Below are 15,709 nucleotides of genomic sequence, written 5' to 3'. Positions count from 1 at the left end.
GCTATCTCAAACGGGCAGACTGCTCTGCCCTTTTAGGCGTTTAAAGTCAGCACCGGCTCAGAGATCATACGCCTTATTCACTCCCTCAAACGGGCAGCCTGGCTGCCCGTTTCCTTTCCTCATGGTACACTGCCGCCTTTGCCTTAACTGGAATGTGCCCGTGTCAGATGCTTCTTCGCTTTTCCCCGCCGATTTTCTCTCGTTAATTCGCCAGAGCCTGCCCGATGAGGCGAGCCTCGCGCAATTTATTGCCTACAGTCAGCAACCCCTGCGCCGCAGTATTCGCGTCAATACCCTGAAAATCAGCGTGGCTGACTTTCTGAGTCAGACCGCGGGTTATGACTGGCAGCTGACGCCGGTGCCGTGGTGCGAAGAGGGATTCTGGATCAGTCGGGAAGATGAGAGCCTGCCGCTGGGCAGCGTGGCTGAGCATCTCAGTGGCCTGTTCTACATTCAGGAGGCCAGCTCCATGCTGCCGGTGACCGCGCTGTTTGATGCTCAGTCAGAGGTCAGCGCCGTGATGGATATGGCGGCGGCACCGGGTTCTAAAACGACCCAGATTGCTGCGCGGATGGGCAATCAGGGCGTTATCCTGGCTAACGAATTCTCCTCCAGCCGGGTAAAAGTATTGCACGCCAATATCAGCCGCTGCGGCGTCAGCAACAGTGCCATAACGCACTTTGACGCGCGGGTCTTCGGGCCAGCCCTGCCGGAACAGTTCGACGCCATCCTGCTCGACGCCCCCTGCTCCGGCGAAGGGGTGATTCGCAAAGATGCTGATGCGCTGAAAAACTGGTCGCTGGCAAGTACGCACGAGATCGCCGCGACCCAGCGCGATCTGCTCGACAGCGCCTTCCACGCCCTCAAACCCGGCGGCACGCTGGTTTACTCCACCTGCACCCTGAATCAGATTGAGAATCAGCAGGTCATTGTCTGGCTGCTGGAGCGCTATCCGGACGCTGTTGAGGTTGTAGCGCTCGATGGGCTGTTTGAGGGTGCCCGACAGGCCGCGACGCCCGAGGGCTATCTGCATGTCTTCCCGCAGATGTTCGACAGCGAAGGCTTTTTCGTTGCGCGGCTGCGTAAAACCGCGTCGGTCGAGCCCTTACCGCTGCCGGGCTACAAAGTGGGTAAACTGCCCTTCTCCCACCTCAGCCGCAAGCTGGAAAGTGAGATAGCCCAGGCCGCCGCCGCTATCTCTCTTAAATGGGATGCGTCGCTGGAGCTGTGGCAGCGTGATAAAGAGATCTGGCTGTTCCCGAAGGCCGTTACTCCGCTGCTGGGCAAAGTGCGGTTCTCGCGCATCGGCCTGAAGCTGGCAGAAACCTTTGCTAAAGGCTATCGCTGGCAGCATGAAGCGGTGATTGCGCTGGCAAAACCCGATGCGGCGCAGACTTTTGAGCTCACCGCAGCAGAGGCGGAAGAGTGGTATCGCGGCCGGGATATCTACCCGGAAACGGAACCTACCCGTAATGAGATGATTGTCACTTATCAGCAGCAGCCGCTGGGGCTGGCTAAAAAAGTCGGCAGCCGTATCAAGAACAGCTATCCGCGGGAGCTGGTGCGCGACGGACGCCTGTTTCGCTGAGTCACTTTATTTGCACCATCGTCAGATGATTGCCAAACACTGCGCCGGTATCGATGTAATGCAGATTGGCAATCGTCAGCGGCTGTTTCAGCGGCGTGTGTCCGAAGTAAAAGGCGTCTGCGCCACGGATGCCCTCCCGTTCGCCAGACTCCATCGCCTCCAGCCGCTGACGGCTCCAGACCACCTGCTGCCAGTCGAGTGGCTTATTCAACGCATATTCCCGGGCCGGATAATCAGCATGAGCAATCACAATAATTCGCTCTTCGAGTTGCAGATGGAGAATCAGCGGCAGCTCACGGCAACGCTGCAACGCGTGACGCGCCGCAATCAACGCTGCACCACGCAGCCGAAAGAACCAGTCGCCACCGTTCATCTGCCAGAGCGCCATTTCCTGCCCCTGTAGTGCTGAAAGCGCCATCTCCTCATGATTCCCCCGCACGCAGCGAAACCAGGGCTCCTCCAGCAGCGCCAGACAACCCAGGCTGTCGGGACCGCGATCGATGATGTCACCCACCGAAATCAGTAAGTCCTGCTGCGGGTCAAACTGATGCTGCTGCAACAGCGCATCCAGTTCGCGGCGGCAGCCATGCAGATCGCCGACCACCCAGATCCGTCGCCACGCTGCGCCATTCAGGGATTGGTAATACATCGCTGCACCCGGCCTTTGTCTGCTGAAAACATCTTCTGAGTATAGTCAGGGCTAACACTCTACTGGCATGACGCGCTGGAAAGCAGAATGCAAAGGAGGCTGGCTGAAAGGGTGCAAGGGAACAAGGGAACAAGGGAGCAATGAGGTCGGGCCAGGCGATTAAAGAGAGGTGAAAGGTGCGTCCCTCCCGGCGCTTATCTCCGGCACTCAGTAAAGGTGGTAGCTCTGTCAGGGACGAAATACATCATAATGCGATCAGGCGCGCCAGGCTATTCTGCCCCCACCATATCTGTAGTCATTTGGGATCAGCTACGCATTTTAGCCGGATATTTCTGCAGTTTCTCTGCCGGACGCACCGGGCGGCGTACCAGCTCACCGCCGCAGTTAGGGCAAAGATGAGTGAGATGCTCAGCACAGTCAGCGCAGAACGTGCATTCAAACGAGCAGATGCGTGCCGCCAGAGAAGATGGCGGAAGATCAACGTCGCAGCGTTCACAATTGGGGCGAAGTTCCAGCATGGTGTGACTCCTTAAAAAAGCGGTATGCGCCAGCTTCGCGGTTGCTGACCCCAATGTCGAGCCAGCAACCGGACAAGAGTGTGTCAGATCCGGACATCCTGCTTTAACGGTACAGCCAGCGGCGAACGGCATCCTGCTTTGCCGCTGCTATTTGTGCCGCTGATCATCAGGAAGGTCATCGGGCAAATCCTCTTCGTCAGCTGTGTCATCGAACTCAGCACTCTCCTCTTCCGGCTCCTGACCGCCCATCGACGCATGAATCACCTCCTCTTCCAGCGTCGGGATCAGCGCGGCACCCAGTGGCGAGGTCGCCAGACTGTCAGGCATCACCACATGCGGCAACGGTACTTCGGTCGTCGGAAGCGGACCCGGCGCACGCACATAACTCAATCCGCCAATCACCAGCGCACAGAGCATAAAGAAGAGATAGAGCATATTGCTGCCCAGCGGCTGCATTAGCGCACCGACCACCAGCGGGCCGATACTGGCGCCAATACCAAACGCCATCAGCAGACAGGCGGTTAACGAGACACGGCGATCGGCGGCGACCTGATCGTTGGCCAGCGCCACCTGCAACGGATAGAGCGCAAACTGCATCATGCTGGCGGCAAAGGCGATGCCAATCATCCAGTGGAAGGTCAGATGCGGCAGTACCACCAGCGGCACGCAGGCCACGGCAAAGAGCATGGCAATAATGAATAACAGCCGCTGGCGGTCGTAGCGATCAGAGAGCCAGCTTAGCGGAAACTGCGACACCAGCCCGGCAAAAATCGTGAGACTCATAAAATAACCGGTCTGGCTGGTGGTGAAGCCTTTGCTGCTGCCATAAACCGGTGCCAGGCCATAGAACGCGCCAATCGCCATGCCGGTCACCAGGGTGGTGCCGAGCAGTTTGGGAATAGTGCGGATAAAATAGCCCAGCTCCATCGGCGCCGGTGTCATGGGCCGGACGTGAGTGCGGGTGGTCAGTGCAATCGGCACCAGACAGAGCGCGAAACAGAGCGCCACAATCAGCAGCGTGCTCACCCCAAACCCCGATTGCAGGCTCAGTATCACCTGTCCGCCACTGAGTCCAAGGTAGGTGGCGACCATATAGAGGCCGAAAATCATGCCGCGCTGGGAAGATTCCGCCTGATCGTTGAGCCAGCTCTCCAGCACCATGTACTGGCACATCATGCAGAGCCCGATAATCAGACGCAGAAAGACCCACAGCGGAATAAAGTCCGTCAGCCCGTGACCTACAACCGAGGCGGTAATGATCCCGGCACAGGCCACGTAGGCACGGATATGGCCGACGCGGGCAATCAGGTTGTGCCCCACTTTGCCGCCAATCACCAGCCCGATGTAGTTGGCCGCAATAATCGCGCCGATCAGCGCACCATTAACCTGCTCACTGGCCAGCCGTAACGAGACGTAGGTAGTCAGTAAACCTGAACCCAGCAGCATCAGAAGCGTAGTGGTATAGAGCGGCAGAAACGTACTGAATATTTTTCCCATATGACTCCCTGTCTACGCTTTTCAGGCATCAGGCCAGCAAAGCCCTAAAGATAGTCGATTTCGGCAGGTGAAGCGGTGTTGTTCATGACGACGGTAGCGAAAAAAAAGCCCGCCAGCAATTGCTCACTGACGGGCCCTGATTTAAGCGCTTGGGAAGCTGATGTTGCTGCCCGGCGCTTCACGGTTGAGATGGATGAAGTTCAGGTGTCGCTCATACTGATCCAGTATGTCGATGATCACCTGCTCTTTGCTGTAATCCATTAAGTCATTACCCTGGCTGCCTTCCATCAGGAAGGTTTCCAGCCGGTAGTAGGTCGACTTACCGCTGCGGGCGCGATAGGTAAAGCCCGGAATCGAATATTGCTGCGGCCAGACCTGATAGATAAAGTCCTGCTCCTCGCCCAGATGGACGCGCAGATCCAGATAGCCAATCGGGTTGCTTTCATCCGCCTCAACGCTCTCAAGCGTGACCCGGCCATCCCGCAGCTCCAGCTCTTTCGCCACTTCCTGCATCGCCGGATAGATGGTTTTTTCCATCATTTGCTGGGTATAACGCGAGCCAGGGTAGTTCATCAGGCGCGACAGACGCTTCTTCCAGGTCAGGCGATCGGTCGCATGAGCCAGATAGGGCGCGGTGTCGCGCGTGGCGCTGGCCCGACGGTGATCTTCAATCTTCAGGGATTTAAACAGCCCCGCCATGACAAAGAAGATAACAAAGCTGAACGGCAGCCCCATGATCACCGTGGTGTTCTGCAAGGCAGTGATACCGTTGGTCATCAGCATGCTCAGGGTCAGTACCCCAATCGCCACAGACCAGAAGATACGCAGCCAGTTCGGTGCATCACTGTTGATATCTTTCAGTCGCGAGGTGAAGTTACCCAGCACCAGCGAGCCGGAATCCGCCGAGGTGACGTAGAACAGCATACCGGTGATCGTCGCAACCGAGGCGCTGAGTTTAAACGCCGGATACTGCGCCAGCAGGCTGTAGAAGCCGCGCTCCGCATGGTTCATCACTTCCTGCGCAAACTCCGTATTGCCGTGGATGATCTGATACAGCGCGGCATTACCGAACACTGACAGCCACAACAGCGTAAAAGTGAACGGAATAATCAGCGTGCCCAGCACGAACTCGCGGATGGTACGACCGCGCGAAATACGCGCCAGGAACAGGCCGACGAATGGCGACCAGGCCACCCACCACGCCCAGAAGAAGAGCGTCCAGCTGTTCATCCACTGGGTCGGACGATCAAAGGCAAAGGTATTGAGCGTCATGCCCATGAAGCGATTGATGTAATCCCCGACGTTCAGCACCAGCGCATTCAGCAGGAACTCGGTGTTGCCGAAGAACAGCACAAACAGAATCAGGCCCAGCGCCATCACCACGTTCAGCTCAGAGAGAATACGGATCCCTTTATCGACGCCCGACGTGACAGAAATGGTGGCGATCACCACGGAGAGGACAATCAGCGCGGCCTGCGCGGTCAGGCCTTCCGGGATATCAAACAGCACTTTGAGGCCATAGTTAAGCTGCACGACCCCGATGCCGAGCGTGGTGGCGATACCAAAGATGGTGCCGACCACGGCGGCGATATCTACGGTGTGGCCAATCGGGCCATAGATGCGTTTACCAAAGATAGGATAGAGCGCGGAACGGATGGTGAGCGGCAGGTTATAGCGATAGCTGAAGTAGCCCAGCGCGATGCCCATCAACGCATACATTGACCAGCCGGTCAGTCCGTAGTGGAACAGCGTCCAGACCATCGCCTGGCGGGCCGCTTCCATCGTCTGCCCTGCCCCCTCCGGCGGCTGCATATACTGCGTCACCGGCTCGGCGACCGAGAAGAACATCAGGTCGATGCCGATCCCGGCGGCGAACAGCATGGCGGACCAGCTAAGGACGCTGAACTCGGGTTTGGAGTGCTCCGGCCCGAGCTTAATCGAACCAAAGCGCGAGCAGGCCATATAGAGCACAAAAACAATATAGAGCGTGGCAGCCAGCATGTAGTACCAGCCGAAGGTGGCGGAAACCCAGTTTACCGCCTTGAGGATCCAGCTCGCGGCCAGTTCACTGTAGAGAATCGTCACGAGTGAAAACGTCAGAATCAATCCGGCAGAGGTATAAAATACAACGGGATTGAGTCTGTCTTTTTCACTGGCAGGTGGATTATTCATCGGTTACCTCTGGTTAATGTCCTGAAAATACGCAATGGATAAGTCTTGCCGTCCACGGCTTTCCGGCCGTGCGGCCCTGTTTCGTTCTGTCACTTCCTGTTAATCGCTCAGGCAAACCAGCCTATTTTAGCACTCATTGCCGTTTCGCTTTCGCTACATTTAAAGAACAGCATCCTAACAAAGTTTCTTTTTATATTGAACGTGCAATCAAAAAAAGTTTAAATAGGGGCTCGATTTGAGGGTGGAGCTGGAGCTATGCCAAAGGTAGGGATGCAGCCGATACGTCGTCGGCAACTGATTGATGCGACCCTGAGCACGATTAATGAAGTGGGGATTAATGATGCCACTATCGCCCAGATCGCCCGTCGGGCGGGGGTATCCACCGGCATCATCAGTCACTATTTCAAGGATAAGAACGGCTTACTGGAAGCCACGATGCGTGATGTGACGCGTCAACTGCGGGAGGCGGTACTGTCGCGGTTAGAACCGCTGGCCGGTGCCTCTGCAGAACAGCGGTTGTGTGCCGTCGTTGAGGGGAATTTTGATGATACCCAGGTGCACACGGCAGTGATGAAAGCCTGGCTCGACTTCTGGTCGAGCAGCATGCATCAGCCCCAGCTTAATCGCCTGGAGCGGGTCAGCAGCCGGCGGCTCTACTCAACGCTGGTGGTCGAATTCCGGCGTGAACTGCCGCTGGAGAAGGCACGTCTGGCCGCACATGGGCTGGCTGCCCTGATAGATGGTCTGTGGCTGCGTGCCGCGCTGAGCGGTAAGCCATTTAATCCGGTCATCGCCCTCACACTGACCACCCAATTCATCCGTCAGCAACTGGCTGGCGAGCACGAATAACGGAAGGAGAAAACATGTCCCGATTCACCGAGCAGAAACTCTACATCGATGGCGCTTATGTTGCCGCAACGTCTGGCGAAACGTTCCAGACGATTAACCCGGTCAACGGCGAAGTGCTGGCAGAGGTTCATGCCGCCGGCCAGGAAGATGTCAATCGCGCCGTTGCTGCCGCCAGAAAAGGCCAGAAAGTCTGGGCCGCGATGACCGCCATGGAGCGCTCGCGCATCCTGCGTCGCGCCGTCGATATTCTGCGTGAGCGTAATGATGAGCTGGCAGAGCTGGAAATGCTCGATACCGGTAAGCCTTACAGCGAAACCTCAGCGGTCGATATTGTCACCGGCGCAGACGTGCTGGAGTATTACGCCGGTCTGGTTCCGGCGCTGGAAGGTCAGCAGATCCCACTGCGCGAAACCTCCTTTGTTTACACCCGCCGCGAACCGCTGGGCGTGGTAGCCGGTATCGGTGCCTGGAACTACCCGATTCAGATCGCCCTGTGGAAATCCGCGCCCGCGCTGGCAGCGGGTAACGCGATGATTTTCAAACCGAGTGAAATGACCCCGCTCACTGCCCTGAAGCTGGCGGAAATTTACACCGAAGCGGGCCTGCCGGATGGCGTGTTCAACGTGCTGCCGGGCATCGGTTCGGTCACCGGTCAGTTGCTCACTGAGCATCCTGGCATCGACAAAGTCTCCTTTACCGGTGGCGTCGTCAGCGGCAAAAAAGTGATGGCCAATGCAGCAGGTTCAACGCTGAAAGAGGTCACCATGGAACTGGGTGGTAAATCACCGCTGATCATCTTTGATGATGCCGATCTCGACCTGGCCGCCGACATCGCCATGATGGCGAACTTCTACAGCTCCGGTCAGGTCTGCACCAACGGCACCCGCGTCTTTATTCCTGCAAAACTGCAGGCCGCATTCGAGGCGAAAATCAGCGAACGCGTTGCCCGCATTCAGGCAGGCGATCTGCGTGACCCGGCGACCAACTTTGGTCCGCTGGTCAGCTTCAGCCATCGCGATAATGTGATGCGTTATATCGAATCCGGCATCGCTGAAGGTGCACGCGTACTGTGTGGCGGCAAGCGTCTGACCGGTGGCGATTTCGACCAGGGTGCATGGGTTGCACCAACCGTATTCACCGACTGCCGTGATGAGATGAAGATTGTGCGTGAAGAGATCTTCGGACCGGTCATGTCGATCCTGAGCTACGAAAGTGAAGAAGAAGTGATCCGCCGCGCCAACGACACCGAATTTGGTCTGGCCGCCGGACTGGTGACGCAGGATCTCAATAAGGCGCACCGCGTGATTCATCAGATCGAAGCAGGTATCTGCTGGATTAATACCTGGGGCGAATCGGCCGCAGAGATGCCAGTGGGGGGTTACAAGCACTCCGGCATTGGCCGTGAGAATGGCCTGATGACGCTGCAGAGCTACACCCAGGTGAAGTCCGTGCAGGTTGAGCTGACGCGTTTTCAGTCAGTTTTTTAATCACTTAACCTGAGGAACGATGAATGGAATTTGATTACATTATTATTGGAGCCGGATCCGCAGGAAACGTTCTGGCTACCCGTCTGACCGAAGAGAGCAACGTGAGCGTCCTGTTGCTGGAAGCGGGCGGCCCGGATTACCGCTTTGATTTTCGCACCCAGATGCCTGCGGCCCTCGCCTTCCCGTTACAGGGCAAACGCTATAACTGGGCTTATGAAACCGAGCCAGAGCCTTACATGAACAATCGCCGCATGGAGTGTGGTCGCGGCAAAGGTCTGGGCGGTTCATCACTGATTAACGGCATGTGTTATATCCGCGGTAACGCGATGGATCTTGATAACTGGGCCAGCGAACCTGGGCTGGAGAACTGGAGCTATCTGGACTGCCTGCCTTACTACCGTAAAGCGGAAACCCGCGATATCGGCCCGAACGATTTCCACGGCGGCGACGGCCCGGTGTGCGTTGCAACGCCTAAAGCGGGCAATAACGTGCTGTTTGAAGCGATGATTGAGGCGGGCATACAGGCGGGTTATCCGCGCACTGACGACCTTAATGGCTATCAGCAGGAAGGTTTCGGTCCGATGGATCGTACCGTCACACCAAACGGTCGTCGCTCCAGCACCGCGCGTGGCTATCTCGATATGGCCAAAGGCCGCGCCAACCTGAAGATCATCACGCACGCTACCACCGATCGCATCATCTTCGATGGCAAGCGTGCGGTAGGCGTGGAGTATCTGCAGGGCGACAGCAACACCATTAACAAAGTGACCGCGCGCCGTGAAGTGCTGCTGTGTGCCGGCGCTATCGCCTCGCCGCAGATCCTGCAGCGTTCTGGCGTGGGTTCTCCTGAGCTGCTGAAGCAGTTCGACATCCCACTGGTTCACGACCTGCCGGGCGTGGGTGAAAACCTGCAGGACCATCTGGAGATGTATCTTCAGTATGAGTGTAAAGAACCGGTCTCAATCTATCCGGCTCTGAAGTGGTGGAATCAGCCGAAAATCGGTGCAGAGTGGATGTTTAACGGCACCGGTATTGGTGCCAGCAACCAGTTTGAAGCGGGTGGCTTTATCCGCAGCCGCGAAGAGTTCAGCTGGCCGAACATTCAGTATCACTTCCTGCCGGTGGCGATTAACTACAACGGTTCCAACGCGGTTGATGCCCACGGCTTCCAGTGTCACGTTGGCTCGATGCGTTCTCCAAGCCGCGGTCATGTACGCCTGAAGTCACGCGATCCGCGTCGTCATCCGGCCATTCTGTTTAACTACATGTCGCATGAGCAGGACTGGCATGAGTTCCGCGATGCGATTCGCATCACGCGCCAGATCATTAATCAGCCGGCGCTGGACAAGTACCGTGGCCGTGAAATCAGTCCTGGACTGGATTGCCAGACAGATGAGCAACTGGATGAATTCGTGCGTAACCACGGCGAAACCGCCTATCACCCATGCGGCACCTGTAAGATGGGTAACGACCCGATGTCCGTCGTTGATGGCGAAGGGCGTGTGCATGGACTGGAAGGCTTACGCGTAGTGGATGCGTCGATTATGCCGCTGATCATCACCGGTAACCTGAACGCCACCACTATCATGATTGGCGAGAAGATTGCCGATAAGATTCGTGGGCGCGATCCGTTGCCACGCAGCACCGCCGCTTACTATGTCGCGGGTGATGCACCCGTTCGCACGGTTCCGCAGCGCGCTGAATAATACGTGACAGCGTCACTTAATAATAGCCGGGCACTTTTGCTGTCCGGCTATTTTTTTCATTACGGTTTACCACAGATCCTTTTCCACACGTCACCCTTTTCAAATCATCAAACCTTAACAGACATCAAACAAAGCAGCATCTGCTGTTGATCTGGTGATGTGCAGAATGCTATAAATCCAGCGTCTATTTAACCGGAGGCACTATCCGTCCACTGATGAGAAGCAACAATGTGGATGTGTTGTAAATTTTATGAGCAGAATGTTCATGTCAAACCCCCTGCATTCCCCCTCTCGCCTTTCTGGCTGGAACGCCGCCGATCAGCACTGGCGTAACGCCCTGTAGTCCCCTCACCACTTCGAACTGTTCTGAGTCTGCCCGCACGTTGTGCGTTGTTGCAGGTCGTCATTTATCGCTGCTGGAGAGCACCCATGCGCGCCTGGGTTTTATTATCACTCGCTATTGTTACTGAAATTATTGGTACCCTTTTTATGAAATGGTCCAGCCTCAATGGCAGCCATTCCGGCTACCTGATGATGCTGGGCATGATTGCCTGTTCTTATATTCTGCTGAGTTTCGCCATTAAACGTATCGCCCTGGGCGTGGCTTATGCGCTGTGGGAAGGTATCGGCATCATGCTGATTACGTTATTCAGCGTGCAGCTGTTTGGTGAAACGCTGTCAGCGCTGAAAATCTGTGGGCTGGTGACGCTGATCGTCGGAATTGTGTTGATCAAAACCGGCACCCAATCATCAGCGGAGGTTAATCATGCTCATCGCTGATCTTGTTCATGCGTCCTGGCTGGCGCTGGCTATCGTGCTGGAGATTGCCGCTAACATATTCCTTAAATATTCTGATGGGTTTAAGAAACCGCTGTACGGTCTGCTTTCACTTTGCTGTGTCCTGCTCGCGTTCAGCGCACTCGCTCAGGCGGTCAAAGGTATCGATCTCTCGATCGCCTATGCGGTCTGGGGCGGTTTTGGGATTATCGCCACTGTCGCGGCCGGATGGGTGTTGTTTGGCCAGCGGCTGAACCGCAAAGGCTGGGCCGGCCTGACCCTGTTGCTGGCCGGTATGATCCTGTTAAAACTGGCCTGATCCACCATTTCAATCAGTGATATTGATTAAGGGTGTGCCACTGCACGCCCTTAACTTCCTGTGCTTTCCCACCCTGTTTGGGTTGATTTCCCCCACTTACCTGTGCTCGGAATCTTCTTACTTTTGTAAAGGCCCGTTTACATATCTGTTGCCTTGAGGCTTAGTGAGCGCCGAAGGTCGGATAAAAACGAGGAATAGTTATGTCTGCAACACGAGGTTGGTCTACGGAGCTGGAGGGATTACGCGGCATCGCTTCTCTCTGGGTATTAGTTGGCCATATCAGCTTACTGGTTCATTGCCATATCACGCTTATTTCATCCCCTGGCATCGGGGTCGATCTGTTTATTCTGTTATCGGGTTATCTGATGGCGAAAAACTACGTCGAGCGTCAGCAGAAAGAGCCGTGGCAGAGCACAGAGACCATCAAGAAGTTCTGGATCCGGCGCTTCTTCCGCATCGCCCCGCTCTACTATCTGCTGTTAATCATCGCCCTGATTTATGGCCCGTGGTTTGGCGAGATGCGTGACACCATTGCTCATTTCTATTCCGGCACCGCCACAGAGTCGTCGCGTTACAACGACCAGTCGCTGGCAAACATCCTGACCCACTTCAGTTTCCTGTTCGGCCTGCTGCCCGAATATGGTTTTAATACTGTGCTGCCTGACTGGAGCATCGGGCTGGAGATGCAGTTCTATCTGCTGTTCCCGTTCATCATGTTGGTGACGCTGCGCTTTGGTTATGCCGCCTCGCTGATTGGCATCATGGCGCTCTGCTGCGCTGGCCGGTATGTGCTGGCAGATTATTATGAGGCGTTTGAGATGCCTTCAATGATCCTGATAAAGCTGAATATGTTCCTGTCGGGCATGCTGCTGGCCGAGGCGATCCGCCGTAAATCCCTGCTCTACGTCGCTTTTGCGCTGCTCGGCCCGGTCGCCAGCGTGGCGATGGGCCTGGGCGCGATTAAGCTGCAGGTGATTATGGAGGCGCTGATGATCGTCGGTATGACGGCGATTCTGTGGCAATACCCACAGGGCAGCCTGATGGCAACGCTGATTGCTCTGCCGCGTAAGCTGCTGAACAACCGTCTCAGCACCTGGCTGGGCGACGTGTCGTTTTCGGTCTACCTGCTGCATCTGCTGATTGTAATCCCGCTGATCGCACTGCTGCTCAATCACACCGACATCGAGTTTAAGAGCGACATGATGCGTTTCCTGATTGTCTGCGTCTCTGCCATCCCGGTGACCTATGCGCTGGCCTCTTTACTCTATAAGTATGTTGAGAAGCCCGGCATTCAGATTGGTAAGCGCGTGCTGAAGCCGAAGCTGGCCGATCAGACCAGCTGAGTTTTACGCAGGCCATCCCTTTCTTAAAAGCCCCTGACGGGGCTTTTTTATTGCCGCTTCACATGGCCTCACCTGAGCGGAAGTCAGCACACCCGCTGAGGTGAACTACACTTTGCCGGTTAGCAATCTGACTCAGAGGAGAGAACATGAGCATTCAGCATCTGCTGCTATCCACCGACGGTGGCGCAGTGATCATTGAAGCAGAACAACTCGAAAGTGAGCTGGTTATCCCGCCCCACCTGCAGACCCTGACCGGCGGTGAAGCTGACAGCGATACCGGCCATCGGGTGGCGGTAACAAAGCACTACTGCAAGGGACGCTACTATGCGGTTGCCCTTGATCGCCATGCGGCCAGCAATGAAATTGATGACGTGATCGACCTGCTGCATCCGGCCCCGCTCGATTAGTCTTTGTCGAACAGAACCCGTACATGTTCCGCTGAACTGCTGGCGGAAAAGCTCAGTATTGCCGGTGCGCGGCATTTACCTATTCAGAAGAGGATAAGCATTATGCAAAAGAAGAAGTGGTTTGTTTCTTACGTGATTAAGCCCAAAGGTGAAAATCATGTCACGACTCACGCCTTTATCGAGGGCGACGATGTCGAGGAGGCGCTGGAAGCCTTTATGTTCGAAACCAAAAAAAGCCTGTCGCTGGAAACCGAAGAGCTGACTCTGCTTTCGGTGAGCCTGGTGTAGACTCTGATTAACCTCGCGATTGCGGGGTTTTTTATGTCCTGTATCAGGATCGGTTATCTATTTATATTATTTATAATTTCCCTGGTGCGGCACTCAATTACTTACTGGGATACGGCCAGGCGTGATCAACGCCAGTTGATGAAAGCAGACCGGTAACCGCCAGATACGCCAGTATCAGGACAAACAGCACAATCGCTGCAATTTCAATGGATTTGAGTAAGTGATGCTTAGCCATAAATAACCCTCCTTCAGATGTGTGTAATCAGACTTCACCCCATAAACTATAATGTTACCGGTAAAGTTCAAGTGAAAATCACATCATGAAACATAAAGCCGCGCTTATTAATGCTTTAACGGAATGTGCTCTTACGCATTCAGAGGGAGGGAACCGGCCTTACAGGCATAAAAAAGCCCGCACGGCGCGGGCTTCTGCGATTATCAGCACGGATTATTCAGCAGACTGACCGCTAAAGTCGATCACCATCCTGCCGCGGATCTTGCCCTGAATCATCTCATCGAAGATGGCATTGACCTCACCAATCTTCCTTTTGGTCACCTTCGGCACCACCTTCCCTTCTGCCGCAAACTGGAAAGCTTCCGCCAGATCGTTACGCGTCCCGACCAGCGATCCTACTACCTGAATGCCATCGAGCACCAGACGTGGAATATTCAGGCTCATCGCTTCCGGCGGCAGTCCGACAGCCACCACCCGACCACCGGCCCTGACCGCATCGACAGCAGAGTTAAACGCTGCTTTGGCAACCGCCGTTACCACAGCCGCATGCGCCCCACCGGTTTGCTCCTGAATAAAGCGAGCCGCATCTTCGCTGGCCGAGTTTACAACCAGGTCGGCACCCATCTCTTTCGCCAGTGCCAGTTGCCCATCACTCACATCAACCGCGATCACTTTGGCGTTAAAGACGTTTTTCGCATATTGCAGAGCGAGGTTTCCCAGCCCGCCAAGACCGTAAATCGCCAGCCACTGACCCGGTTTTACCTCGGACACTTTCACCGCTTTATAGGTGGTGACACCGGCGCAGGTGACACTACTGGCGGCGTAAGGATCAAGCCCGTCGGGGACTTTGACCGAATAGTCTGCAACGACGATACACTCTTCAGCCATACCGCCATCGACGGTATAACCGGCATTAACGACCTCTCTGCAGAGCGTTTCGTTACCGGAGTTGCAGTATTGGCAGTGACCGCAGCCCTTAAAGAACCATGCCACGCTGGCACGATCGCCTGGCTTGAGTGAGGTCACATCTGGCGCGACTTCCTCAACAATACCGATACCTTCATGACCCAGCGTCACGCCGGTTTTATCACCGAAATCCCCGTTCTTCACATGCAGATCGGTATGGCATACGCCACAGCATTCCATCCTGAGCCGTGCTTCGCCCGTTTTGAGAGGACGCAGCGTCTTCTCAACCACTTCAACCTTGTGTTCACTGTTAGCAATTGCCGCTTTCATAAACGATGCTCCTTTTGATTGAAGCTTTAAGGATAAGCCAAACCGCGGTGATGACAAGATGACAGGTAAGCTTTGGGTGCGAGGTTGCCAGGTTGTTTCTGCTTTTGCGAGTGGGGTGGGTTTTTGGGATGGAGGCGTAGCGCGGGCGCTTAAGTGCGGCAAATTTAAGTTATTCGTGAAGGGATTTATTGGATAAGAGTGAAGCGCTTTTAACCGGAGGTTTAATTCAGTTTCTGCTTCGTAGGTGAACTTGTTGTTTCTCGCGTTTTCCAGGAATGATAATTTCTGTGTTGGTAAATGATTAGCATGACATTATGGAGAGCAAGTTACCCGGGTTTTCACTGGTATTGCGAGGGAGGTGAGATTGATAAAGAGCAACACAACTTTTGCAGCAGCTTTTCTTCTGCCAGGTAAGGGCCAGCGCTCTGCTTCATGTACACATTTATCAGGAGGCGTGATTACGAAAATTTTCCGCACTACCCGTACTGCTTTACTGATTGCGGTCTGAGTCGGATAAACACAGATTACATCCGCGGCCTTCGACTGTCCTTTCTTATTACGTAATCAACCCGGGTTAACTTATCTATTGGTTTTCTCAGAGTGACCCACAATAAAAATACCAAAAGTATTGAAAATAT

15 protein-coding genes are annotated in these 15,709 nt (G+C 55.1%); 9 read left to right on the top strand and 6 right to left on the bottom strand.

The annotated features are described in order from the left end of the window. The first annotated feature begins 160 nt into the window (after positions 1-160). Positions 161-1,588 (top strand): 16S rRNA (cytosine(1407)-C(5))-methyltransferase RsmF, encoded by a 1,428-nt coding sequence (rsmF, locus tag NR201_RS10530; RefSeq protein ID WP_256849744.1) that lies wholly within the window; start codon positions 161-163, stop codon positions 1,586-1,588. 1 nt (position 1,589) lies between these two features. Here rsmF and NR201_RS10525 read toward each other — a convergent pair whose 3' ends face one another. The 4 genes from NR201_RS10525 to NR201_RS10510 all read right to left on the bottom strand — a co-directional run bounded on the left by NR201_RS10525 (position 1,590) and on the right by NR201_RS10510 (position 6,424). Further along, complete coding sequence (locus tag NR201_RS10525; RefSeq protein ID WP_207253781.1) at positions 1,590-2,237, bottom strand: metallophosphoesterase; 648 nt, start codon at positions 2,235-2,237, stop codon at positions 1,590-1,592. A gap of 305 nt (positions 2,238-2,542) precedes the next feature. After that, the gene (locus NR201_RS10520; RefSeq protein WP_010258758.1) at positions 2,543-2,755 is read right to left on the bottom strand and encodes a DUF1272 domain-containing protein; all 213 of its coding nucleotides are present in this window, start codon (positions 2,753-2,755) and stop codon (positions 2,543-2,545) included. Between the two features lie 147 nt (positions 2,756-2,902). Continuing rightward, complete coding sequence (locus NR201_RS10515; RefSeq protein WP_167423287.1) at positions 2,903-4,252, bottom strand: MFS transporter; 1,350 nt, start codon at positions 4,250-4,252, stop codon at positions 2,903-2,905. A 141-nt stretch (positions 4,253-4,393) separates the two neighbouring features. Then, positions 4,394-6,424, bottom strand: coding sequence for a choline transporter (locus tag NR201_RS10510; protein ID WP_256849743.1), 2,031 nt, complete (start codon positions 6,422-6,424; stop codon positions 4,394-4,396). A gap of 255 nt (positions 6,425-6,679) precedes the next feature. Here NR201_RS10510 and betI point away from each other — a divergent pair, with 255 nt between their 5' ends. The 8 genes from betI to NR201_RS10470 all read left to right on the top strand — a co-directional run bounded on the left by betI (position 6,680) and on the right by NR201_RS10470 (position 13,600). Further along, positions 6,680-7,273 (top strand): transcriptional regulator BetI, encoded by a 594-nt coding sequence (gene betI, locus NR201_RS10505; protein WP_122458331.1) that lies wholly within the window; start codon positions 6,680-6,682, stop codon positions 7,271-7,273. A 14-nt stretch (positions 7,274-7,287) separates the two neighbouring features. Next, positions 7,288-8,760, top strand: coding sequence for a betaine-aldehyde dehydrogenase (gene betB / locus NR201_RS10500; RefSeq protein ID WP_010258746.1), 1,473 nt, complete (start codon positions 7,288-7,290; stop codon positions 8,758-8,760). 23 nt (positions 8,761-8,783) lie between these two features. Then, positions 8,784-10,466 carry a choline dehydrogenase gene (gene betA, locus NR201_RS10495; RefSeq protein ID WP_256849742.1) on the top strand — a complete coding sequence of 561 codons (1,683 nt, stop codon included), beginning with the start codon at positions 8,784-8,786 and terminating at the stop codon, positions 10,464-10,466. 429 nt (positions 10,467-10,895) lie between these two features. Further along, positions 10,896-11,246 (top strand): multidrug/spermidine efflux SMR transporter subunit MdtJ, encoded by a 351-nt coding sequence (gene mdtJ, locus NR201_RS10490; protein WP_010258741.1) that lies wholly within the window; start codon positions 10,896-10,898, stop codon positions 11,244-11,246. Then, the gene (gene mdtI, locus NR201_RS10485) at positions 11,233-11,562 is read left to right on the top strand and encodes a multidrug/spermidine efflux SMR transporter subunit MdtI (RefSeq protein ID WP_010258739.1); all 330 of its coding nucleotides are present in this window, start codon (positions 11,233-11,235) and stop codon (positions 11,560-11,562) included. Before mdtJ ends, mdtI begins: the two co-directional genes overlap by 14 nt. A 200-nt stretch (positions 11,563-11,762) precedes the next feature. Further along, positions 11,763-12,905, top strand: coding sequence for an acyltransferase (locus tag NR201_RS10480; RefSeq protein ID WP_010258734.1), 1,143 nt, complete (start codon positions 11,763-11,765; stop codon positions 12,903-12,905). Positions 12,906-13,051: 146 nt separating this feature from the next. Continuing rightward, positions 13,052-13,312 (top strand): hypothetical protein, encoded by a 261-nt coding sequence (locus tag NR201_RS10475; protein WP_010258727.1) that lies wholly within the window; start codon positions 13,052-13,054, stop codon positions 13,310-13,312. A 102-nt stretch (positions 13,313-13,414) separates the two neighbouring features. Next, entirely contained in the window at positions 13,415-13,600 is a 186-nt protein-coding gene (locus tag NR201_RS10470; protein WP_010258724.1) for a hypothetical protein, read from the top strand. 97 nt (positions 13,601-13,697) lie between these two features. On the opposite strand, the gene NR201_RS10465 is transcribed toward NR201_RS10470, so the two are convergent. Both NR201_RS10465 and adhP read right to left on the bottom strand, forming a co-directional pair. Beyond that, positions 13,698-13,835, bottom strand: coding sequence for a hypothetical protein (locus NR201_RS10465; RefSeq protein ID WP_010258717.1), 138 nt, complete (start codon positions 13,833-13,835; stop codon positions 13,698-13,700). A 213-nt stretch (positions 13,836-14,048) separates the two neighbouring features. Beyond that, positions 14,049-15,071: an alcohol dehydrogenase AdhP gene (gene adhP / locus NR201_RS10460; protein WP_010258714.1), complete on the bottom strand. Its 1,023-nt coding sequence runs from the start codon at positions 15,069-15,071 to the stop codon at positions 14,049-14,051. Positions 15,072-15,709 lie beyond the last annotated feature (638 nt).

This window comes from Pantoea sp. Fr-CA_6 (assembly GCF_024520895.1).
Classification (GTDB): Bacteria; Pseudomonadota; Gammaproteobacteria; order Enterobacterales; family Enterobacteriaceae; genus Pantoea; species Pantoea agglomerans.
Note: the sequence above shows the minus strand (reverse complement) of the source record. Positions and strands in the feature narration are given on the sequence as shown.

Coding starts and splice junctions, on each gene's coding strand:
- mdtI (WP_010258739.1), top strand. CDS start 11,233: ATGCTCATCGCTGATCTTGTTCATGCGTCCTGGCTGGCGCTGGCTATC.
- NR201_RS10475 (WP_010258727.1), top strand. CDS start 13,052: ATGAGCATTCAGCATCTGCTGCTATCCACCGACGGTGGCGCAGTGATC.
- NR201_RS10515 (WP_167423287.1), bottom strand. CDS start 4,252: ATGGGAAAAATATTCAGTACGTTTCTGCCGCTCTATACCACTACGCTT.
- adhP (WP_010258714.1), bottom strand. CDS start 15,071: ATGAAAGCGGCAATTGCTAACAGTGAACACAAGGTTGAAGTGGTTGAG.
- NR201_RS10525 (WP_207253781.1), bottom strand. CDS start 2,237: ATGTATTACCAATCCCTGAATGGCGCAGCGTGGCGACGGATCTGGGTG.
- NR201_RS10470 (WP_010258724.1), top strand. CDS start 13,415: ATGCAAAAGAAGAAGTGGTTTGTTTCTTACGTGATTAAGCCCAAAGGT.
- betA (WP_256849742.1), top strand. CDS start 8,784: ATGGAATTTGATTACATTATTATTGGAGCCGGATCCGCAGGAAACGTT.
- NR201_RS10465 (WP_010258717.1), bottom strand. CDS start 13,835: ATGGCTAAGCATCACTTACTCAAATCCATTGAAATTGCAGCGATTGTG.
- NR201_RS10480 (WP_010258734.1), top strand. CDS start 11,763: ATGTCTGCAACACGAGGTTGGTCTACGGAGCTGGAGGGATTACGCGGC.
- betB (WP_010258746.1), top strand. CDS start 7,288: ATGTCCCGATTCACCGAGCAGAAACTCTACATCGATGGCGCTTATGTT.
- mdtJ (WP_010258741.1), top strand. CDS start 10,896: ATGCGCGCCTGGGTTTTATTATCACTCGCTATTGTTACTGAAATTATT.
- NR201_RS10520 (WP_010258758.1), bottom strand. CDS start 2,755: ATGCTGGAACTTCGCCCCAATTGTGAACGCTGCGACGTTGATCTTCCG.
- NR201_RS10510 (WP_256849743.1), bottom strand. CDS start 6,424: ATGAATAATCCACCTGCCAGTGAAAAAGACAGACTCAATCCCGTTGTA.
- betI (WP_122458331.1), top strand. CDS start 6,680: ATGCCAAAGGTAGGGATGCAGCCGATACGTCGTCGGCAACTGATTGAT.